The sequence below is a fragment of the Candidatus Nitronauta litoralis genome, assembly GCA_015698285.1.
Classification (GTDB): domain Bacteria; phylum Nitrospinota; class Nitrospinia; order Nitrospinales; family Nitrospinaceae; genus Nitronauta; species Nitronauta litoralis.
In genome coordinates this window covers 3851599-3872500 of sequence record CP048685.1, presented here as the reverse complement: position 1 = coordinate 3872500, position 20902 = coordinate 3851599, and the positions used below count along the sequence as shown (strand labels likewise).

The 20902-nt window shown below is 44.2% G+C and carries 16 protein-coding genes; 11 read left to right on the top strand and 5 right to left on the bottom strand.

The genetic code is table 11. The features are described 5' to 3' along the window. Nucleotides 1–72 precede the first annotated feature (72 nt). Complete coding sequence (locus G3M70_17670) at nucleotides 73–2826, bottom strand: PAS domain S-box protein (GenBank protein QPJ63606.1); 2754 nt, start codon at nucleotides 2824–2826, stop codon at nucleotides 73–75. A 401-nt stretch (nucleotides 2827–3227) separates the two neighbouring features. After that, nucleotides 3228–4973 (bottom strand): ABC transporter ATP-binding protein, encoded by a 1746-nt coding sequence (locus G3M70_17665; GenBank protein QPJ63605.1) that lies wholly within the window; start codon nucleotides 4971–4973, stop codon nucleotides 3228–3230. 173 nt (nucleotides 4974–5146) lie between these two features. Between G3M70_17665 and ubiA the strand changes: the two genes are divergently transcribed. The 4 genes from ubiA (at nucleotide 5147) to G3M70_17645 (ending at nucleotide 9011) form a co-directional block, all read left to right on the top strand. Continuing rightward, nucleotides 5147–6004 (top strand): UbiA family prenyltransferase, encoded by an 858-nt coding sequence (ubiA, locus tag G3M70_17660; GenBank protein QPJ63604.1) that lies wholly within the window; start codon nucleotides 5147–5149, stop codon nucleotides 6002–6004. A gap of 278 nt (nucleotides 6005–6282) precedes the next feature. Further along, nucleotides 6283–7383, top strand: coding sequence for an aminofutalosine synthase MqnE (gene mqnE / locus G3M70_17655; protein ID QPJ63865.1), 1101 nt, complete (start codon nucleotides 6283–6285; stop codon nucleotides 7381–7383). Between the two features lie 294 nt (nucleotides 7384–7677). Continuing rightward, a complete protein-coding gene (locus G3M70_17650) occupies nucleotides 7678–8061 on the top strand; it encodes a response regulator (GenBank protein QPJ63603.1) in 384 nt (127 codons plus the stop codon). A gap of 443 nt (nucleotides 8062–8504) precedes the next feature. Continuing rightward, nucleotides 8505–9011 carry a chemotaxis protein CheX gene (locus tag G3M70_17645; protein ID QPJ63602.1) on the top strand — a complete coding sequence of 169 codons (507 nt, stop codon included), beginning with the start codon at nucleotides 8505–8507 and terminating at the stop codon, nucleotides 9009–9011. A 41-nt stretch (nucleotides 9012–9052) separates the two neighbouring features. Here G3M70_17645 and G3M70_17640 read toward each other — a convergent pair whose 3' ends face one another. Further along, nucleotides 9053–10156: a chemotaxis response regulator protein-glutamate methylesterase gene (locus tag G3M70_17640; protein ID QPJ63601.1), complete on the bottom strand. Its 1104-nt coding sequence runs from the start codon at nucleotides 10154–10156 to the stop codon at nucleotides 9053–9055. 250 nt (nucleotides 10157–10406) lie between these two features. Between G3M70_17640 and G3M70_17635 the strand changes: the two genes are divergently transcribed. The 6 genes from G3M70_17635 to G3M70_17610 all read left to right on the top strand — a co-directional run bounded on the left by G3M70_17635 (nucleotide 10407) and on the right by G3M70_17610 (nucleotide 16674). Next, complete coding sequence (locus G3M70_17635; GenBank protein ID QPJ63600.1) at nucleotides 10407–11063, top strand: class I SAM-dependent methyltransferase; 657 nt, start codon at nucleotides 10407–10409, stop codon at nucleotides 11061–11063. 239 nt (nucleotides 11064–11302) lie between these two features. Then, the gene (locus tag G3M70_17630; protein QPJ63599.1) at nucleotides 11303–12877 is read left to right on the top strand and encodes a ferredoxin--nitrite reductase; all 1575 of its coding nucleotides are present in this window, start codon (nucleotides 11303–11305) and stop codon (nucleotides 12875–12877) included. Between the two features lie 33 nt (nucleotides 12878–12910). After that, nucleotides 12911–13762 (top strand): formate/nitrite transporter family protein, encoded by an 852-nt coding sequence (locus tag G3M70_17625; GenBank protein QPJ63598.1) that lies wholly within the window; start codon nucleotides 12911–12913, stop codon nucleotides 13760–13762. 88 nt (nucleotides 13763–13850) lie between these two features. Beyond that, nucleotides 13851–15071 (top strand): class I SAM-dependent methyltransferase, encoded by a 1221-nt coding sequence (locus G3M70_17620; GenBank protein ID QPJ63597.1) that lies wholly within the window; start codon nucleotides 13851–13853, stop codon nucleotides 15069–15071. A gap of 7 nt (nucleotides 15072–15078) precedes the next feature. After that, nucleotides 15079–16239 carry a glycosyltransferase family 4 protein gene (locus G3M70_17615; GenBank protein ID QPJ63596.1) on the top strand — a complete coding sequence of 387 codons (1161 nt, stop codon included), beginning with the start codon at nucleotides 15079–15081 and terminating at the stop codon, nucleotides 16237–16239. Between the two features lie 69 nt (nucleotides 16240–16308). Then, a complete protein-coding gene (locus G3M70_17610; protein ID QPJ63595.1) occupies nucleotides 16309–16674 on the top strand; it encodes a CBS domain-containing protein in 366 nt (121 codons plus the stop codon). Nucleotides 16675–16958: 284 nt separating this feature from the next. On the opposite strand, the gene G3M70_17605 is transcribed toward G3M70_17610, so the two are convergent. Beyond that, the gene (locus tag G3M70_17605; GenBank protein ID QPJ63594.1) at nucleotides 16959–17681 is read right to left on the bottom strand and encodes a 3'(2'),5'-bisphosphate nucleotidase CysQ; all 723 of its coding nucleotides are present in this window, start codon (nucleotides 17679–17681) and stop codon (nucleotides 16959–16961) included. 180 nt (nucleotides 17682–17861) lie between these two features. Here G3M70_17605 and G3M70_17600 point away from each other — a divergent pair, with 180 nt between their 5' ends. Then, nucleotides 17862–18041 carry a hypothetical protein gene (locus G3M70_17600; GenBank protein ID QPJ63593.1) on the top strand — a complete coding sequence of 60 codons (180 nt, stop codon included), beginning with the start codon at nucleotides 17862–17864 and terminating at the stop codon, nucleotides 18039–18041. 117 nt (nucleotides 18042–18158) lie between these two features. Here G3M70_17600 and G3M70_17595 read toward each other — a convergent pair whose 3' ends face one another. Then, complete coding sequence (locus tag G3M70_17595) at nucleotides 18159–20390, bottom strand: NADP-dependent isocitrate dehydrogenase (GenBank protein ID QPJ63592.1); 2232 nt, start codon at nucleotides 20388–20390, stop codon at nucleotides 18159–18161. Nucleotides 20391–20902: the final 512 nt, after the last annotated feature.

Here is a 20902-nt window from a genome sequence, read left to right as displayed (position 1 = left end):
TCCCAAATCAATAAAAATACAAAAATGCTTTAAATGAAAATTACCGGGTGGATAGGGTTTTGTACGGAATGTTTAATTCTCTGTAGTTTCCTGTGATGAAGGGATAAACCTGTTGATCACACTTAAAAAATATAACATGTCAAAAGGTTTGGTGAGATAATCTTTGAACCCGGCATTAAGCCCTCTTTCGATGTCTTTTTTCATCGCATTGGCGCTCAAAGCGATTACGGGAATATTAAAAGTTTCATCATAATTTTGAAGATGTTTCAAGGCTTGATAGCCATCCATTTCCGGTAAATTAATATCCATAATGATTAGATCCGGACGGTGTGCCCGGGCAAGCTCAAGGCCTAACCCCGCCTGTGTTGCTGCTAAGAAACTAATATCAGGACGGGAGGACAGAACATCTTCAACCAATCTCAAATTGGCCGGGTTGTCTTCTATATAAAGGACTGTATATTTTTTTTCGCTTTCCGTTTGTGATGGCTTAGAGACCCTGATGTTGTTTTCCTTTAATGTTATGATCTCCTTGGGTGGATCGCATTTGGGTAAGGTGATGTGAAAGCAACTTCCTTTTCCTACGACACTTTCAACATTTATTGTTCCCTTCATTACCTCCATCAGCTTTTTTGAAATGGTCATACCAATTCCCGTACCCTCGGCTTCACCGGTTTCGGCACCCAGTCGATCAAACGGTTCAAATAGTTTGTTTAGTTTTTCGTGGGGGATTCCCATCCCGGTATCCTGAATATTGACTCGAAGGTTTTGAGTATTGTTGTTGACCACTGAAAGAGTTACCGTTCCTCCCACGCGGTTATATTTGATCCCGTTTGAAATCAGATTTAATAAAACCTGCTTGACACGAACTTTATCCGCTTTGATGAATATCGCGTTGTCTTGCTCTATTTCATTGATCAGACTGATATTGTATTGCTCTGCCAGGGGTTCAACTACTGAAAGAACTTCATTCATCAAATCCACAATGCATACAGGTTCGGGAGAAAGGGTGATTTTCCCCGATTCAATCGAAGCCAGATCCAGTACTTCGTTTATGAGCTCTAACAGATGTTTTCCCGCCTTCATGATTTCACTTACCTGGGAGCTCTGATGCTTTGACAAGGGTTCTTTTTCATTGGCGGTCATTAGCTGGCTGAACCCGAGTATGGCATTCATGGGGGTCCTGAGTTCGTGGCTCATTCTTGAAAGAAATTCGGTTTTCGCGGCACTGCTTCGTTCGGCTTTGATAGTGGCCTTTTGTAAGTCCTGGGTTCTATCCTCAATTCTTTCTTCTAATAGTTGGTTAGCTTCTTTTAACTTTTCTTCCGAAAGTTTTAAATCTGAAATGTCACGGATGATAGCGGTGAATTGAGGCTTCCCGTCCCATTGGGTTTCGGTGACTCTTAACTCCAGTGGGAAAATACTGCCGTCTTTGCGTTTCCCTTCAAGGATTCGCATAATATTTATTATTTTTGCTTTGCCGGTTCTTTTGTATGTCTCAAGGTAACTGTCATGTTCAGAATGGTATGGTTCGGGCATTAAAATTTTTACATTTTGTCCTAATAATTCATGCATGGAATAACCAAAGCGATCTTTAACTGAAGGGCTTACGGATAATATTTTTCCAAATTCATCAATAGCAATGATGGCATCCTGGAGGCTGTTCATTATGGAGTTTAGGCGTTTTTCGCTTTGAATTGCCTCCAGGCGGCTGTTTTGGTATTGGGTGCTCAATTTCCATCCAACCAGACATGTGAGTATTAATAATGTGCCAAGTCCTAAAAACCATTTCACCAGAGCATAGATGGGCCTGTAGGCCTCAGACTTATCGATTTCTGTGGTCAGTCCAATTTCATACTCTGGGAGCCAGGTCCAGGCACCAACCACGGGGACACCTCGATAGTCCAGGTATCCGTCGGTATCTTCATCAGTGGTTTGTTGCAGGGCCAACTGGGCCATACGGGTTAGTGGCCAACTTGAGGGGGATTCTTTCTTTACTAAGGGCTTTTCAATAAGGTTCCTCCCAGGATTCCTTATTTGAATATTCAAGATTGATTTTTGATCGGGGGTTAGCAGGTTTGCGGTCCTTAATTGTTCGTCAAACCTGCTTTTAGTTAACAGATTTGCATTCTTGTCAAAAATATAAGATTGGCCGCTTTGCCCGAATCGACCAAGTGTCATTATTTGGCTTAAATCCAGTTCTGGCCGAATCCTGAATGCCAGTACCCCAATTACTTTTTCATTTTCCGAAAAAATAGGGGTAGAAACCAGCATCGTGGGCCAATTTTCCTGTAATTTTCCATCGGAATCCGGAAGAGGGATATCTCCTTTAAAAGGAAGAGAGAGAACAGTTTCTCCACGAATGGAATTGTAAAAAAAACCGGATTGATTTCGCAGGTTTGATTTTCCTACCGGTTCATCCAGAAGAGCTCCAACCTGCAATCCTTTTAGATCAAAAACGACAAAACCGATGAATCCATATCTGGTGCATGCTTTCTCCAGATTGCTCCTGAGCCATGCCAGGGGTTTTGAATTGAGAAGGTCCTTGGGAGAAAGGTTTTTAGACTGGGAGAGGGTAATCAATTCCCGGATATATTTTTTTATCATGGGTTGATTGGATAATGTTTCTGCGTCCAGTTTTTTATCCTTGGCCCACAGGTTAAACGCTTCCTGAGTGGCGTGCAGGTTTGTCTTTAACTGTACACGGAGGTTTTCTTTTAACCGGTCTTCAACACTATTTATTCCAAGCCAACCCAGAACCAGCAGGAATAAAATGATGATAGCGGTAACACCGGTAATGATCTTTTGATTGTTTAATCCAATCGTCATCTGAAAAATTTGGTATTTTGAATAATAGGTTTAGTTTAATTTTCGTGAATTTAGTATAAGACCTGCAATTATAGTTTCAACAAGTATTGAACCCAATGAGGTAGTTTTTTTCTAGTCCTGGGGAGTAGGCGAAACGACGTTGTTTTTATTGGATTCTCTGTGTAGAGCGAGGGCTTTTCTGCAATTAAAAGAAAAAGGAGGGTTTTTGACCTTTGTTTTTAAACCGTTTCCTGATCTAAATTTAAGGAATAAATATTTTTCGGGAAAAAGGAAGATTTTTGGTGTCAGGGTTGCGGGATTCAAAATATCTGGAGGGCCACGGTGAACGTGGAACAGACAAGGGAAACATTTAGAAAATACCTGCCTTCGTTTTTTTTATTGGGTGGAAAAAATGCGGGAGGTTAAGGGGTTTCGGCTTCCTGTTTCAGTTGAAAGCTCATCAGTGTGTACAGTTTTTGATAGAGACCTTTTTGTGCCATCAACACAGTGTGTGTGCCTGTTTCTACAATGCAGCCTTTATCCATTACAATTATTTTGTCCGCATTGTGTATTGTGGACAAGCGATGCGCGATAACGAAGGACGTCTTGTCTTTCATGAGTCGGTCCAGCGCTTCCTGGATTAAAAGCTCCGATTCGTTATCCAGGGCGGAGGTAGCCTCGTCCAGGATCAACATGCGCGGGTTTTTTAGAATGGCCCTTGCGATGGCAATGCGCTGGCGTTGTCCGGCTGAAAGACGAATGCCTTTTTCACCAACAATTGTCTTATACCCATCGGGACATTCGGTAATAAAACCGTGCGCGTTTGCAGTTTTGGCGGCCTCGACCACGTCTTTATCCGTCGCCCCTTCCCGTGCATAGCGGATATTGTCTTCGATAGTACCCCCGAACAGGATAGTTTCCTGGGGAACCAGGGCAATCTGGCTCCAGTAGCTTTCCAGTTTTGCTTTTTGAATGGGCAGACCATCGACGAGAATTGTTCCTTGAGTGGGGTCGTAAAACCGGTGGAGCAAATTGATGAGCGTTGTTTTGCCTGCACCGCTGGGACCCACCAGTGCGACCATTTCTCCGGGTTCGACATCCATTTGAATACCGGAAATCACTTCCTGGTCCTCTCGATAGTGAAAATGAAGGTTTTCTATACAAACCCTTCCTTCGATTCGAGGCATGGGTACAGCATCCGGTGAGTCGCTGACTTCTCCTTTGGTGTCCAGGATTTCAAAAATACGTTCACTGGCCCCGAGTCCTTCCTGGACGCGGGTGTATAGCCGGGCAAAACTGCCCATGGGGCCTGCGATAATGGTGGCGTATAGGATGAAAGCAATCAGTTCTCCCGGGCTGATACTGCCATCAATGACTTCATGTCCTCCGTACCAGAGCAGGGCCAGAGCTGTAGAGAATGAAATCAAGCCAATGGTCGGTCCAAAAAAAGCTGAAATGGCCACGCGTTTTTTTGCCGACTGAAAAGTGTCTTCAATCGCATCCGAAAACCGGTTCATCTCCAGTTTGCTGCGTACGAATGATTTGACGACGGGGATACAACTGATGTTTTCTTCAATGATGGTGGTTGCGTTTGCCAGTTTGTCCTGGATTTCTTTGGAAAGAAATTTTAAACGCTTTCCGTAGGTTTTTGCGTAAAGAATCAGGACGGGAAGCAAAATCAGAATGGTAAAGGTCAATTTCCAGTTCAAATAAATGATGATGACAATGCCGCCGAGTAGCCGGATGGACTGTTGAATGACAGTGGCTGGAAGATCGGTTACAAACCCCTCGACGGTAGTGACATCGTTTGTCAATCGGGACATGATTTCCCCGGTTCGCCGTTTGACAAAAAAACCGAGCGACAGGGTGTGTAGATGGTCGAATATCTTTTTCCTGAAATCGGCAATGACCCTTTTTTCTGTCAGATCGAAAAGATAGTTGTGTCCTGTAGAAAATACCATCTGCACAATAAACAGGCCGAAGATGGACAACGCCATCGTATTGAGGGCTGCGAGGTCTTTTTTCACCATGACCACATCCACCAGGTCACGGATAAACATGGGAACGATTAGATTTGTCGCGGATGAAATGACAAGAAAGATACTTCCCCAGAAGAGGGCTTTCTTATAGGGGCTTAACAATTTACTGAGGCGTTTTAAATTGTCCATATTTCGATTCTAAAATTCAGAGCATTCTTTAGATACGATCCGCTCATTAAAGTGGACTGAATGCATTAAGTTTTTGATGATTTAAAATGGTATATCATACGCATTAGTTGGAAAGGGTTGAAGAGTTATTTGTCATCTACAGAAGGACCGGGTGGGAGAGTTAGGCAATATTAATGTTTCAAAAATTGTTTGTCATTTTACAGGACATAAAAATCCAGCACACGGTGTTTGCACTGCCGTTTGCCATCATGAGTGCTTTTCTGGCAGCGGAGGGGTTTCCGACCTGGCATCAGTTACTTTGGATTCTGGTGTGTATGGTGGGGGCGCGCAGTGCCGCCATGGCGTTTAACCGAATAGCGGATGCGCGTTTTGATGCAATCAACCCGAGAACACAAAACCGGGCTTTGCCTGCCGGGGCTGTCGGGAAAACCGCCTACTGGCTGTTCTTATTGGTTTCTTCAGCAATTTTTATATTTGCTGCTGGCCAATTAAACTCGCTGGCCTTAATGTTATCCCCGCTTGCCCTCATCATCGTGTTTTTTTATTCCCTGACCAAACGTTTTACATGGGCTTCCCACCTGTTTTTGGGACTGGCCTTGTCGGTTGCTCCGGTTGGGGCGTGGGTGGCGATCCGTGAGGAAATTTCGATTTTGTCTCTGGTTCTGGGCGCGGCCGTTATATTCTGGTTGGCGGGATTTGATATATTGTACTCTTGTATGGATGTCGATAATGACCGGAAGCACAACCTGTATTCTGTTCCAAAACGTTTTGGTGTCGAAAATGCTTTGAAGCTGGCTTCTGGTTCTCATATGATTATGGTGATTTTCCTGCTTGGGTTGTTGGTTTCCCCCTTATTGAGTTGGGTTTATTTCGCAGGGGTTGCCGCGGTGGCGGGTTTGTTATGGTTTGAGCATTCGCTCGTAAAAAAAGATGACCTTTCAAAAGTGAATGTTGCTTTCTTTAATGTAAACGGGCTCATTAGCGTCGTGCTGATGGTGATCGTTATTGCGGATTGTGTGTGGATAGAATGAGAAAAAAAGAGCAAAAAACGATCAGGGCGGACGGGAAGCCTATTGTGATTGAAAGCCAGGATCCCGTGGCCAAAGTCTTATGGCAAAAAACGTTTCATATGCAGGTGAAATCCTCGCGGAAAATGTACGACAGGAAGAAGCAGAAAAGGACCGCCCGAAAAATTATCGGTGAGTCGTAGAAACTTCTCTGGCAACTGACGGGATTGGAATCATGGACCAGCCTGTGATAGGATTTTGGGGTGTTTACTGGAAATAAGAATTAATTCTAACGATGGATGATTATGTTTGAATATCTGGATTCTTCGTTGTCTGACATTGAGTCGAAAGTCAGGGCAGGGGAGCGCTTGTCATTTGAAGATGGCGTGACTTTATGGACTACTCCCGACATTCTTGGCGTGGGGCATTTGGCTAATCAGGTTCGGGAACGCGTCAATGGCAACGAGACGTTTTTCATCCATAACCGCCATATAAATCCGACCAATATCTGTATTCACAGTTGCCAGTTCTGTGCATTTGGCGTCAAAGAAGATAATCCTGATGCTTATATGAAGTCTCTGGACACAATTTTTTCGGATGCAGCAGCTTACAACGATGGAAAGGTCAGTGAGTTTCACATCGTCGGTGGCTTGCACCCTGACCTCCCATATTCGTACTACCTTGATATGGTAAAAGGATTAAAGGAACGTTTCCCGGAAGTTCACATTCAGGCATTCACGGCGATTGAGCTGGGCTACCTTGCAGAGCTTGCAGGCAAGCCGCTGGATGAGACGCTGGACGAGCTGAGAGAGGCTGGTCTTGGGTCAATTCCTGGGGGCGGCGCTGAGATTTTTGCCAAGCGTGTCCGTAAAAAAATCTGTAATGAAAAACTGACTGGTGAAAACTGGCTTCATGTTCATGAGACTGCACACAAGGTAGGTTTGAAAAGTAATGCCACCATGTTGTACGGTCATCTGGAGACGGTAGAGGAAAGAGTTGATCACCTGATCCGGTTACGGGAACTGCAGGACAGGACCGGTGGGTTTGTGACCTTTATTCCCTTGTCGTTCCACCCGGAGAATACGGTTCTGGAATTTCTTCCCTCGACTTCGGGACAACTTGATCTTAGGGCGCTTGCCGTTTCACGCCTGATGTTGGATAACTTCCCGCACGTGAAAGCATTCTGGATCATGATCACTCCGCGGATTGCGCAATTGTCGTTGTCCTTTGGAGCAGATGATATGGACGGAACTGTAGTGGAAGAAAAAATAATACATGCCGCTGGCGCGGCGACAGATCAGATTTTTCATCAAAGCACAATTATTTCTATGATTAGAGAAGCAGGACGCATTCCCATGGAGAGAGACACTCTCTATGAGGAAACTCAGGCCGTCACTGTTTAAAACGCAGGTTTTTTTAAATAGATTCCGTTTTGCAATTGTCTTCCATTTTAATATCCCAAAACCAAGATTTTTCCTTGACAGGTTTTTAAGGGACGTTTCTACTAAAACTATAAATTGGCGGAAGTAGTTTGCTTCTGGAGGAACAATTTTGCTTTTTTTCGGTTGATTAACAAACACATAGAAATTTGTATCGTATTTATCTCGTTTGACTTTTTTAGTAGGTGCTTTCAAGAGGAACAAACTCCTGGGTGTTGCTTAACTTATCTGAAACATTTTATTTGATGGGGAATTAAAATGGCGTACGAAGGGAAAAAAGTTCTGGTGGTCGATGATTCGTCGGTAATGCGTCAGATCATCAAAAACAACCTGAAACAACTTGGGTTTAGCAATGACAACCTTTCAGATGCCGAGGACGGACAAATGGGGTTGAAGCGGGCTCAAGAGGGAGGACTGGATCTGATCATTTCGGATTGGAATATGCCAAAAATGACGGGGATTGAGTTCCTGAAATCCGTTCGGGATGATGGCTCAATAAAAGGCATCCCATTCCTGATGGTAACCTCAGAAGCGGACAAGGAAAAAATAGTGGAGGCGGTGCAGGCAGGTGTCAGTCAATATATTGTTAAACCTTTCAATGCAAATCAACTGGAAGAAAAAATCCAGGCTATCTTTAAATAGTTTATGTGGGTTGTTGACGCCTTTGACTTTATCCGAATGGTTAAAAGAAGTTTTTTTTCTTCCAGTAACTGAAAACCTGATCGCAGATTATTGAAGCCGAAATACAGGGAATGCGACGAACCAATTCAATTTATTTTAGAAAACAGCTATCTTTAGGCCTTGTTCTTACGAAAGCCGGGCTGTGGAAAAACTGTGAAATATTGGTTTTTTAAGTTGACAATAAGCACCAATGCAATTCTATTGTGGATGTAGGTAGCGATCTTTTGGAAATAAGATTTTTAACTGGTTTTTCTGGAATAAAAAATCAGGGATTTTTCTAAATAAAATAAACGAAAATAAAGATAAAAAATGGTAGAGGGTCATTGATTTAATTTGAAAGAAGAGAGTCTTGGTCGGTGTGCAAGAGTGGGGCCCGGTTCGAAAAATTTTAAAAGGGGAAACTTATGTCATATGAGTTTACTGCGGAATGCATACCTGAGCAATTGACTACCTGTGTCCAGGATTCCGTGATTAACTGCTTTGGGACAATGTTTGGAGAGGCTCCAATTCCAGTCGAAGAAGTAAGGTCATCTGTTGGCGAAGGTGTTCTTGGAATTATTTCTTTTGTGGGAGATATAACCTGGTTGTTGATGGTGACACTGCCAAAGAAATCTGCAGAAAGCCTGGCGCTTAAATTTGCAGGGTTTGAACTGGCTTACGACAGCCCGGAAATGGGGGACGTGGTAGGGGAAGTGGCTAATGTGATTGCCGGAGATATTGTTGCACGTCTTGCAAAGGATGAGATAAAAGTTGCGATGTCCCTGCCAACTATTATGAAGGGACATGATGTTGAACCTTTGCTGCCTCGGGGTATTCCCACCCAACTCATGCTTTTTAAAATTCAGGATGATGAGATTTTTGTCAAAGTTGCCGGGGCAAGAGAAGGTGTTGGGAAAAAACCCGGGACTTGATTTTGTACCTTGGACTATTGTAATGAGGCATCGTGACTCTATTAGACGATCCGATGATCGTTGCACATTTGAATGATTGTGGGACCAATTTTATTCAGTGGAAGTGATTTCTCAGCCAACCCTGCCTTGGCCACAATTCCAGGCATGCCCCAAACCACGCTCGTCGCTTCATCTTGTATAATAATTCTCCCTCCATATTTTTTAATAACTTCGCATCCTTTTAGCCCATCCTGACCCATTCCCGTTAAAATCACCCCCAGTACGTGTTTGCCAAAAACTTGTGAAACGGACCTGAACATAACGTCAACAGCAGGTCTGCATGAGTTTTCAGGTGGCTCCTGGTTGGCACCGGTCACCAAAATATTATCCTTTCGATGCACCGTCAAATGGTAATCACCGGCAGCGATAATAGCTTTTCCCGGATTCAGCAACATTCCCGGCTTGTTCTCAACTATTTCAAGGTTTGATTTTGCAGCTAATCTATCTGCAAGCAGTTTTGTGAAGTGAGGAGGCATGTGTTGGGTGATTAAAATCGAGACTGGAAAATCTGCCGGAAATACTGGCATCAATTCAGATAATGCATTGGGTCCCCCTGTGGAAACTCCAATGGCCACGCAGTCGATTCGTGAAGAGCCGAGGGAAGGGGAGGCAAGAACTGTTTTTACTGTTGAAGGAGATGCGCTAGCAGGGGTTTTGACTTCCAAATTGAGGGAAGCGGGAACGCTTGTTTTTTTTCTTCTTGCACATATATTTTTTATCTTGGGTATGAGGTCATTCTTGATTTGATCGGCCCCACCGCGATTGTTGCTTAAATTGGAAGGTTTCCCGGTGTAATCGACCGCTCCACGTGCGAGTGCATCCAAGGTTGCCGCCGCACCTTTCTGGGTAAGCGTGCTGAACATAATGACCGGGATTTCCGGATGCAGTTTTTTAAGATGGTCCAGGGTTTCAAGGCCATCCATCTCTGGCATTTCCATGTCCAGAGTTAAAATATCGGGCTTTAAAACAGGAATTTTCTGGAGGGCAATTTTCCCATTGGCCGCTACACCGACTACTTCTAAAGACGAGTCATGAGCTAGTGCGTCTGAAACAATTTTTCTGATAACTACTGAATCATCGACTACGAGAACTTTAATTTTTTCCATAAATATGTTTGGAACCGACCAGAATAGCTAAGGCCATTAATAATATTAACCGAAAAGAAAACATTAATCTTAATGCCCCTCACTGGCTTGGGCCTGAAGGAGCGTTTGAAAATGCTGATTTCCAATGCCCAGGTTGGAATTACAGGGTGTGGGATTGGTTTTAAACCTGAGCCTAAACTCAGATTAAAGGAAAAAAAGCATTCTTTCTACCAGAAAACCCAATTTTTCCTTATATTTACGCGGACACACGATGGACTGTAGAATCTGTAAAAGGCCGTCAGGGCTCTTTTTTGAAAATGGAAGAAGGTTTTTCAAATGCCCCGATTGCTGGTTCATATTTTCCCCGGATCATGTTTCAGAGATTGAAGAGGAGGCACACTACAAAAAGCAGTGGGGAGAAGCCGAGCCAGACAGTTGGTTGAGTAAAGCTCAGGTATTGTTGAATGTAATCATGCAATATACAAAACCGGAGTCCATCCTGGATTTCGGGTCTGGATGTGGCAGCCTGGCTAAAGCGCTCAACGAGATGGGTGTTTCAACCACCCCCCTCGAACCCATGGTTCATGGTTACCTGAAAGATCAAAATTATTCACGGAAATTCGATGCCGTGATTGGGGTGGAGGTGATAGAGCACCTTCCCGACCCCTGGGTTGAACTAAAAGAACTGGAGAAGATTCTTGCTCCCGGGGGAGTCATGGTTTTTTCCACGTTGCTGACCAACTCATTTATTGAACATCCTCAAGCCCCCGAACATTTCAAACAATGGTGGTATAAAGATGATCCCACGCATGTCGGGTTTTATTGCAACCGGGCATTAGATAAACTATCGATTTTAGGTAAATACGACATTGATGTGTTTGCAGACCAGTTATTTGCTATTAGAAAAACTGAAATTTCATCCTCCTGAATTTTTATTTCCAATAGTTTTGGTTTTGATTGTTTTTTGAGCATCATTTTATTTTCTGTTTGTTTATTAGGCTTTCCTGCGATTTGAAATACCTTCCAAAGAAGTTTGATATCTACAAAGACAAACATTCAAATGGTTTAAACAAAACAAGTTAGGGTTTTAGTTTTTTAATTGGCACGACCTTTGAAGTGTTATTAAAACGGCCAGATGGCCAGACAGAACTTCATGGGAGTGCCATTATGAATAAAGTGGAAAAATTCAAGAGTGAAAAGGATAGCCTGGAAATAAAAAAGGACCTCGCCCGGTTTGGTCAGGAAGGGTGGCAATCCATTTCAGAAGAAGATATCCACCGGCTCAAATGGTATGGCCTGTTTCTCAGAAAACCGACACCGGGTTTGTTTATGGTCCGTGTTCGAATTCCCAATGGAATGACTTATTCACATCAAGTGAAAGCTTTGGCAGACATTGCGGAAAACTACGGAAATGGTGTGATCGATATCACCACACGTCAACAAATCCAGCTTAGAAGTTTGAAGATTGAAGATGTGCTGGCCGTATTTGAAATTATGGAGTCTGTCGGATTGAGTTCGCTTCAGACGGGTATGGATAATGTACGCAACATTATGGGTTGTTCCGTTGCTGGCCTTCAATCAACTGAGATTTTGGACGGAATGCCTCAGGTAATGGCGATGACCCAGCATATTCTGGAGAACAAAGAATTCACCAACTTGCCCAGGAAATTCAATATGTCAATCTCGGGATGTCCGCACAATTGTGTAGAGGCTGAAACCCAGGATCTGGCTTTAATTCCGGCCAGGAAAATTATCGAGGGTGAAACACTCACGGGTTTTAACGTTCTGGGTGGAGGAAAACTGGGGTCCGGTGGGTATCGCATTGCCACACCACTGGATATTTTTGTTAAGCCAGATGAAGTTGTTGAGGTGTGTGATGCCATTATTCGCATTTATCGCGATTTCGGTGATCGAGAGACACGAACCGCAAATCGATTTGCTTTTCTTCTGGAGGAATGGGGCGAAGGCCGGTTCCGAAAGGAACTAGTGCAAGTGCTGGAGCGAGATTTGATGACAGCGGGCACAGATGCACGTGAACAAAAAAAAAATGACCATATTGGAATTTTCAGACAGAAGCAGCCGGGAATGAATTTTGTGGGTTTGAAGGTTGTGACCGGGAGGATATCTGCCTCCAGTTTCAGACAGGCTGCGGTTTTAGCGGAGCGCTATGGGACTGGGGACATAAGGCTTTCTCCAAGCCAGAATCTCATCCTGCCACATGTTCCTGATAAAAAGCTGGGAGACTTGCTTGAAGAACCTCTTTTAAAAGAGCTTTTGTATGCTCCCTTCGGGATGACCCGCCATTTGGTGAGTTGCGTTGGATCCGATTATTGTTCCATGGCCACTATAGAAACGAAATCAAGAGCGGTTAAGGTTTCGCGTGAACTCGAAAAGCGAATGGAGGAAATCACCCCGTTATCCATTCACTGGTCCGGTTGTCCTGCAGGTTGCGGTAATCATCTTGTTGCGGACATTGGTCTTCTTGGAAAACGCACGCGGGTAAAAGGAGAAATAGTCGATGCAGTGGATGTGTTCGTCGGGGGGCGTACAGGTCCAAACGCTCAACTGGCCACTCGTATCATGGAGAATATTCCATGCGAAGATTTGCCCGATGTCTTACAGCACCTGGTTCCTTTTCATACCCGGGAAAAAATGCATCCAGTTCGAAAAAGAAGGAAAGCTCGTGGAATACGAATGCCGGAATCAGAAGGTCAAAATAGAGAACCGGTTTCCACTACTTGAAAAATAAACAGGGAAACTGTTGGAGGAAATCAAATGTTTCAGGCGGAAATTAATAATTTGAATGAGATTGCCCAAAATAAAATCAAGTATCTGGACAGATCTCCTTTGGGCTACTTTGTTTTGTCCTGTCTTGCAGGGATTTATGTCGGGTTTGGCATTCTCTTGATATTTTCCGTTGGAGGGCCGATCCATGTTGCTGGTGGTGGCGCTTATTTGAAGCTGATCATGGGGGCCAGTTTTGGCATCGCATTGAGTCTTGTCATATTTGCAGGGTCTGAACTGTTTACAGGAAATAATATGACGATGGTCATTGGTGGGCTCAATAGAGTGGTTCGATGGAGCGCGGTACTCAAGTTGTTTCTCATCTGCTACCTGGGGAATCTGGCGGGCTCCATATTCATTGCCGGCTTGATGGTGCAATCTGGAAGCCTTACTCATGGAGCCGTCGACCTCCTATTGAAAGTTGGAGAAAGTAAAATGACCGTTGGAGGTTGGGAGTTGTTTGTTCGGGGAGTTTTATGTAATTGGCTGGTCTGCCTTGCTGTCTGGACTTCTTCCCGAATGCAGGGAGACGCGGCCAAACTTATCATGATCTTCTGGTGCCTGTTTGCTTTCATCGCTTCCGGATTCGAACATTGTGTAGCCAATATGACAGTTCTTGGACTTACCCTTATGTTGCCACATGGGGAAATGATTACATTTTCGGGTTTTGGTCACAACCTGATCTGGGTAAGCTTTGGAAACATGGTGGGAGGAGCTGTATTTGTCGGCATGGTATATTGGTTTGCCAGTCGCCCTGTCGACAAGGAAAAAGCGACCCCTCTAACTCCCTTGGAAATAGTTGAAGCTCCATCATCCCAGGGAAATCAATTGATAAAGGTTTGATTGGGCTGCCCGGGAAGCTGGTTCTTGAGTTTTTGTGTTTTAAAGTCGTTAAGAAAAATAATATTTATTGGGCTGTATAATTCAATCTATGACTGTCTCAACCGGCTTTGGTTGGAGTCCTTACAAAAGACTCCTGAATAAAATTCCTCCCTTAGCGTTGCAATCCAAAACCCTCTGCCCGTTTTGCAGGGCTGGCGGTGGTTTGGAGCTTGTTTGCACGCACGATCTTCAATGCTTTGAAGATCGGGATGGGCAGAATCGTTTTACCCATCGAGTCGCATTTTGTGATAGCTGCGGAATGGTATACACCGACCCTTGGTTTACTCGGGAAGGTGCGCGTTGGCTGATGGAACGGGCCGGTGCAAGCTATGGATATTGTGATCCGGAAGAACGGGTCGACTGGGTTCTAAGTATGGCCCCTGAAGTCAGGTCAGTTTTAGACCTGGGTTGTGGTGATGGCTCCTTCCTGGGAGGTTTTCCTGAAGGCTTCACCCTTTCAGGTTTTGAGACGGACGAGAAAATGGTGCTTTCTGGCCGGTTGAAATTTCCCCATATCCGATTTGTCCAGCAAGACCTCGAAAACCCTTCCATCTTTCCTCAAGCTGATCTGATCACTATATTCCATTTTCTTGAACACCTGTCATCTCCACTGGAGTTTTTACGGTTGTTGAGGAAAGAAACAAGATCAACTTCACGTTTACTTGTTGAAGTTCCCGTTCTGGACAGGGCGGTTGAGACACATGGGCCTGATATATGTGGATTTTTTTCAGTTCCCCATAGATCACATTTCAGCCGAAATACACTTGTGCGAATGCTCTCGGAAGCTGGGTGGAAAGTTGACCAAAAACTGGATTTACAGGGGAACGGTTTTCGAGTTCTGGCTTCACCAACTGAACAGAGGGAATGTGTATCCGATAGGATGGATCTCAAAAATGAAGAAGAAATGGCTTTGGAATATGTTGAATGCAGGGAAAATTCTATAAGAAAAGTCCAGGCGGTTGTTGACCTCTTACCGGAAAATGGAAACTTTCTTATCTGGGGAGGAGGGCATCACACAGAATTCCTGGGGCGTTTGACTTCATTGTTTTCCGGAAAGCGGCTGTTTCTGATTGTGGATAATGATCCTGTGAAATCTGGAAGCTTCATTCACGGTATCCCTATTGTGGAGCCTTCTGCACTGAACCCGGAGCAATGGCAGTCCGGTGACTTAAAAGTTATCATTTCATCATATTCGTGGCAGGAATCCATTTTCAAGGATCTGGTTAAGTTGGGCGTCAATCCATCTCAAATCATCCAGTTGTATTCTTAGAAAATTCATGCGTATCCTTTTAACTGCAAATGGTTCTCCCTGGACTCGAAACAAAGGGGGGGGGACATTGGCGGTTCATCATCTCGCGACAGCTTTTTCAAGGCGTGGGCATGAGGTCACCGTGTTATATGGTCGTAGGCCTAAGGACCCACATCCACCCGGGCTTTCTTATTCTGTAGAGTGGGCAAAGTTCTATCAAGTCGCTACCATAAATCTGAATATTTTTTCTTTCGGAAAAAAAATTAAACGTTTAATTGAAACCGGTAGTTTTGATCTGGTTCATGGAAACGCTGAAGAAGCTCTGTTTGCACCCACCCATTGTAGAAAAGCTAAGATCCCATTCTTTTATACATCTCATGCTAATTTTCTGCCCTCGGAGGGATTGCTCCAAAGTATTGGCCGTCCCTTACGGTTACTGAAATCAGTCAATACCCACCTTGAAAGAGCAACGGCCCAGAGCGCTGATCTGGTTTTTACCTTTAGTGAATTTTCAAAAAATCTGGTGGTAGAAGCTCTTGATGCACTGAGTCCTGGAAAAGTAAAAGTTGTTTCTCCAGGTGTGTCCTCTGAATGGTATGAGGTGAAGAGAGAGAAGGGTCAGAAAAAACAATTAATACTGTGGGGGCGCATGGCAGATCAAAAAGGGATTCCGGAGCTCCTCCAAGCTTTCAAAATAGTCCGTGAATATTTTAGCGATATTAAATTACTTTTGGTGGGCGAAGGTGCACTTCGAGAGGAATACATGAGCAAGGCTTTACGCCTGGGAATAAGTGAGGCCGTCTCATTTGAGGGTTGGAAAGATGAGGCGACCATCAGAAAAATGGCCTCCGAAAGTCTTGCGGGAGTATTCCCCTCAAGGATTGAAAGTTTTGGACTGGCTATTGCGGAAGCGATGGCAACCGGTTTGCCTGTAATCGCCACAAGAGTGGGGGCACTCCCTGAATTCATCATCAATGGAAAAACGGGAAATCTGGTTGCGCCAGGTAATATTGAGGAGCTTGCAGCAAAGTTGATTGAATGTATTTCTGACCCTGACAGGATGGAGATGTTTGGAGCGGCGGCAAAAATAGACATTCGAAAGAAATTTTGTTGGGACAATACCGCGGAGATCATCGAAAATGAATACGATCGGATAATTAAAAAACGCCTGGAACCTGGGCGGCGGTAAGTTACTGATTGCATTTTCCATCTTTACCTTTATATTTATTATAAGATTTCATTTTCTATTTGGAGGCCCATGCAAATTTTACGTGATTATATGAGCAGCCCGGTGATAAGCGTTTCCCCGGAAGCAACTATTTTTGATGCGGCCGCGATTATGGCGGAAAAAAAGGTTGGTTGCCTGCTGGTCGAGGATGGGGATGATTATTCCGGGATGATCACCCGCTCTGACATAATCAATAGAGTGCTGGCTAAATCAAAAGACCCTGGAATGGTAAAGGTTGACGAAGTTTGTACTCGTCCTATGTTGACAATGGATTACCTGTTAACAGTTCAGGAAACGAAAGACAAACTTCTTCGAAAAAAAATAAAACGACTGGCCGTAACTGAAAGAGGCAAGATTGTTGGAGTATTTTCTATTAAAGACCTTATAAAAACCTGAGAACAGCAATATACAAAAAAGGCCACCCATTTAAGGATGGCCTTTTTTTATTAGACTCATTCCATATTTTTTCCCATAAACAGAAACATCCCTATTACGGCGATTCCTGCTGCAATACCCATAAAAATCATTCCCGATTCCGAGATGTCTAACCATTCCATGGAAACACCTCCTGGTTGAAATGTTAGGTCATTAAAACCTTCGTAAGACCTCTTAATACTAAACTGGGGCTCTGTCACGGTCTTGTCAATAGCGTACGCTTTAAGTGGCGTAAATACAAAGAATTAGAGCTTCAATTGCGATAAGGAAACACCTGATGCCGTTGCAAGTGAAAAGGCATTCTGCATGTCAGGCTTGTTGTATGCGGGTTCCTTGCCCGATTCCATTTCCACAATGCTGCCCCCGGTTTCTTTCAGGATTACCTGCCCCGCTGCAATATCCCATTCTTTCGATTTATTGGATACAACGCATAGATTCACCTTTCCCTGGGAAAGGCGTGCCAGTCGAATGGCGGAACTCATTTTAATGCTTTGGCTAATATTGTTGTTTTTAGCAAAAGCCTCAATCATGGAATTGTCATGGTGCCAGCTTCTTGCCAATACCCAGCCTTCTTGTTTTTCCAGAGGGAGTGGTAAGTCTTCTGAATTGTTGGTACGCATCCAGGCACCTTTGCCTTTGCGGGCAAAAAACAATTCTCCTTTTGCAGGAACAAGGACTACTCCCAGAACGGGTTCCCCTCCGGAAACCAGAGCAATATTCACGGTAAATTCGTCATTCTTTGCAATGAAATCCCGGGTACCGTCTACCGGGTCGACCAGAAAGAATTGACTCCAGGTTTGGCGCTCTTCGTATGGAGGAACAGGTGCTTCTTCGGAAATTACAGGATAACCAAACTCGTGCTTCAGGGCCTTTGTGATATAGTCGTGCGCGATCAGATCGGCGCGGGTGACCGGAGTTCCGTCCTCCTTGATTTGGATCTGATAGTCGTTTGAATCATAAACTTGCATGATTCTTTCGCCAGTTTCTTTGGAAATGTTAATTACGGTATCAAGCATTCAATAGAAGGGAGGGTGGCAGGTGGATTCAAAAATAATTTATATGAGCTATTCTACCTTAACATGGTGTTTTGATAAATTATCGTCGCGTATATTTGTTGAAAAAATTAAAAGAACGGTTTTGGATTGTCGATGAAATACGTCAAAATGTATCTTCTTATTGTGGCTGGGTTTATTGCATTGATTGGGGTAAGGTCAGTGATTCGCCAGGAAAACCTGTACCTTTATGCTTTGGACAATATTACCTCTTATGTCTTATGGTCTCTGGCGGCATTTGCTTTTCTCGTTACACGGGAGCAAAGGAACCAATAGAACTCTGTTAGATACAAGGTTGTAATAAAAAAGACCTGAAGGGAAACCCCTTCAGGCCTTTACTATTTTATCAAAGGGGAAATTTAAAAAATTCCCCAGGAAAACTGATGACTAGCTTCAGATACTGTCCATAATGGCATTGAAAGTCGCACTAGGGCGCATCGCCGCTTTTACCTTTTCAGGGTCGGGACGGTAGTAACCTCCAATATCAACCTCTTTACCCTTGTTGGCATTCAGTTCCTTCAGAATGGTATCCAGTTTGGATTCCAATTCCTTGACGATTGGAGTGAACTTGTCTTTAAGTTCCTGGTCGTCATTTTGATTTGCCAGTTCCTGTGCCCAATACAGCGTCAAGTACACGTGCGTTCCAGCATTATCCAGTTCGCCTACCTTACGGCCGGGAGACTTTTTGTTGTTCATCAAAGTGCCGGCGGCGCGGTCGAGAGTTTCAGCAAGGATCTGCGCCTTGGCGTTCCCTTTTACCCGGCCTAGATGCGCCAGGGATTCTGAGAGTGCCAGAAATTCACCCAGGGATTCCCAACGCAGGTGACCTTCTTTTACAAACTGTTGCACGTGTTTTGGGGCTGAACCACCAGCTCCCGTTTCGAACAGTCCGCCGCCCTTGATAAGGGGTACGATCGACAGCATTTTGGCACTGGTGCCCAGTTCGAGAATGGGAAACAAGTCCGTGAGGTAATCACGAAGAACGTTACCTGTTGCTGAGATCGTGTCCTTACCTTCTTTGGCGCGTTGCAGTGAATGCTTCATCGCATCTACAGGAGACATGATGGAAATATCCAGGCCGTTTGTGTCGTGGTCTTTCAGGTAAGTGTTCAGTTTTTCGATGAGCTGTGCATCATGTGCACGGTTTTTATCTAACCAGAAGACCACCGGTGTGTTGGATAAACGGGCTCTGGAAACAGCCAGTTTTACCCAGTCCTGAATTGGAATATCTTTTACACTGGCACTTCTGTAGATGTCGCCTTCTTCCACTTTGTGTTCAAGAAGGGTGTTGCCCGCGTTGTCAACCAGGCGGATGGTGCCGTCTCCAGGTGCTTCGAAGGTTTTGTCATGTGAGCCGTATTCCTCAGCTTTTTGAGCCATCAGCCCAACGTTGGGAACAGTTCCCATGGTTGTCGGATCAAACTCACCATTTTCACGGCAGAAATCGATAGCGGCCTGGTAAATTCCTGCATAACTGTTGTCCGGGATAATAGCCAGTGTGTCATGCTCTTTACCATCCGGACCCCACATTTTTCCGGAAGTCCTGATGGCCGCTGCCATGGAAGCATCAATGATAATGTCACTGGGGACATGGAAGTTCGTAATGCCCTTGTCCGAATCAACCATTGCCAGGTCTGGGCCTTTGTCAATGCAGGCATCAATGTCTGCTTTGATTTCATCCTGCTTTGCGGCAGGAAGGCTTCCGATCTTGGCATAAACGTCTCCAAGGCCATTGTTAGGGTTCACACCGATTTCCTTGAAAGTATCAGCATGTTTTGTGAAGACATCCTCAAAAAATACGGTGACACCATGTCCAAAAATGATGGGGTCGGAAACCTTCATCATGGTGGCTTTCATGTGCATGGACAGGAGAACGCCCTGGTCTTTAGCTTTTTGTACCGACTCTTTAATAAAAGCACGCAGGGCATTTTTACTCAGATAGCTTGCATCGACGATCGCGCCTTCTTTCAGTTCAACATTATCCTTTAGAACCGTCGTACTCCCATCAGCACCTACAAACTCGATTTTCCCCTTTCCAGCACTTGCCGCTGAAACGGTGGTGGATTTTTCATTGGAAAAGAAATCGCCACCGTTCATGTGGGCGACATTGGTTTTTGAATCTTTTGACCACTTGCCCATTTTATGGGGATTGCTCTTGGCATAATTTTTAACTGACGTCGCCGCCCGGCGGTCGGAGTTGCCCTGCCTCAATACGGGATTAACCGCACTCCCTTTAACTTTGTCAAATTTGGCTTTGATTTCTTTTTCTTCGTCAGTCTTTGGATCTTCGGGGTAATCAGGAATGTCGTATCCCTGTGATTGCAATTCAGCGACAGCGGCTTGGATTTGAGGAATAGATGCGCTGATATTGGGAAGCTTGATAACATTCGCATTAGGGTCTAATACAATTTCACCGAGCAGGGCCAAATCGTCGGGCTGCTTCTGTTCGGGTTTTAATCGTTCAGGAAACTGTGAAATGATCCGGCCTGCGAGAGAGATATCCTTGGTTCCTACGTTAATCCCTGCAACCTGGGTAACGGATTGGATGATTGGAAGGAATGAACCACTTGCAAGTTCAGGTGCTTCGTCAACTTTCGTGTAAATAATGTCTGGCTGATCTGACATCGCTTCTACCCCATTTAAAAAAATTTCGGATTTGAGTTTGTTTTTCAGGGAAGAATTTCCCTAAAAAAATTTTGATGTTGTCAATAGAATTTGGGTTCAAAAAACTTCCTTAACATAGGTCGAGTAAAATTTTCCCGTCATTTAAAGCATCCCTGGAACAATCTCTTATATGAAAAAAGATCGTACGGCTCCAGAGCCGAGAAAATCACGCGACCCCCAAAAAAAGCTGAATTTCTTTTGGCAGGAAAAGTTTTTGATCCAAATGACGGCTAAATATAGCTTAACTCGGGACAAAACGCATCAAATAGTTGCCGTTCCGTCGCAAAATGTAAGGTTTTAGTGACCACCGGACGCTCTTCAGTTAACTCATTAAAAAATAATAAATTAACTGAGTTTATAGGTGGATTCGTTTCCATGATTCAGGATTCAATGTACAAAGTTCAGTTTTTTGAATGGAAAATATAGAGAAAAATGGCCCTGAAATACGGAAATAACCCAGGAAAAAGCCAGAC

Coding starts and splice junctions, on each gene's coding strand:
- G3M70_17625 (QPJ63598.1), top strand. CDS start 12,911: ATGTTTCAGGCGGAAATTAATAATTTGAATGAGATTGCCCAAAATAAA.
- G3M70_17665 (QPJ63605.1), bottom strand. CDS start 4,973: ATGGACAATTTAAAACGCCTCAGTAAATTGTTAAGCCCCTATAAGAAA.
- G3M70_17670 (QPJ63606.1), bottom strand. CDS start 2,826: ATGACGATTGGATTAAACAATCAAAAGATCATTACCGGTGTTACCGCT.
- G3M70_17605 (QPJ63594.1), bottom strand. CDS start 17,681: ATGCAAGTTTATGATTCAAACGACTATCAGATCCAAATCAAGGAGGAC.
- G3M70_17595 (QPJ63592.1), bottom strand. CDS start 20,390: ATGTCAGATCAGCCAGACATTATTTACACGAAAGTTGACGAAGCACCT.
- G3M70_17620 (QPJ63597.1), top strand. CDS start 13,851: ATGACTGTCTCAACCGGCTTTGGTTGGAGTCCTTACAAAAGACTCCTG.
- G3M70_17630 (QPJ63599.1), top strand. CDS start 11,303: ATGAATAAAGTGGAAAAATTCAAGAGTGAAAAGGATAGCCTGGAAATA.
- G3M70_17650 (QPJ63603.1), top strand. CDS start 7,678: ATGGCGTACGAAGGGAAAAAAGTTCTGGTGGTCGATGATTCGTCGGTA.
- ubiA (QPJ63604.1), top strand. CDS start 5,147: ATGTTTCAAAAATTGTTTGTCATTTTACAGGACATAAAAATCCAGCAC.
- G3M70_17635 (QPJ63600.1), top strand. CDS start 10,407: ATGGACTGTAGAATCTGTAAAAGGCCGTCAGGGCTCTTTTTTGAAAAT.
- G3M70_17645 (QPJ63602.1), top strand. CDS start 8,505: ATGTCATATGAGTTTACTGCGGAATGCATACCTGAGCAATTGACTACC.
- G3M70_17640 (QPJ63601.1), bottom strand. CDS start 10,156: ATGGAAAAAATTAAAGTTCTCGTAGTCGATGATTCAGTAGTTATCAGA.
- G3M70_17610 (QPJ63595.1), top strand. CDS start 16,309: ATGCAAATTTTACGTGATTATATGAGCAGCCCGGTGATAAGCGTTTCC.
- G3M70_17615 (QPJ63596.1), top strand. CDS start 15,079: ATGCGTATCCTTTTAACTGCAAATGGTTCTCCCTGGACTCGAAACAAA.
- G3M70_17600 (QPJ63593.1), top strand. CDS start 17,862: ATGAAATACGTCAAAATGTATCTTCTTATTGTGGCTGGGTTTATTGCA.